Below are 335 nucleotides of genomic sequence, written 5' to 3'. Positions count from 1 at the left end.
GATCTGTCCGGATAAATCTCAGGGCCGTGATGAAAGTATTATTTCGCTATTAGAGCAACAACTTCCGCATATTAACTTTGAACGTATCATTATTCCCTCTGGTAAAGTTATTCAGGAACTCGCTAACCTGCAATCAAATGCATGCGCATTATCACTTTATAAAAACAAATATCGAGAAGGACGTGTTTATTTCACGCATCAAAGCTCTACAGCTGGTCTTTCTCCATCTATTGCCATGCATCAAAAGCTGAGCATTGCGCTAGGTATTGAAAGCAGTAAATCAGTGTCGTTAACTAATTTATTAGTAAATAAAAAGCTCACCTTGGGTGTATCGA

At 38.2% G+C, this 335-nt stretch carries 1 protein-coding gene; it reads left to right on the top strand.

What is annotated here, in order from left to right:
* A partial coding sequence (locus R0K30_RS21385) for a hypothetical protein (RefSeq protein WP_410612787.1) occupies positions 1-335 on the top strand: 335 nt, incomplete at both ends.

This window comes from Bacillus sp. SIMBA_154, assembly GCF_046536015.1.
GTDB lineage: Bacteria > Bacillota > Bacilli > Bacillales > Bacillaceae > Bacillus > Bacillus pumilus_P.
This window is presented reverse-complemented; position numbering and strand designations above follow the sequence as displayed.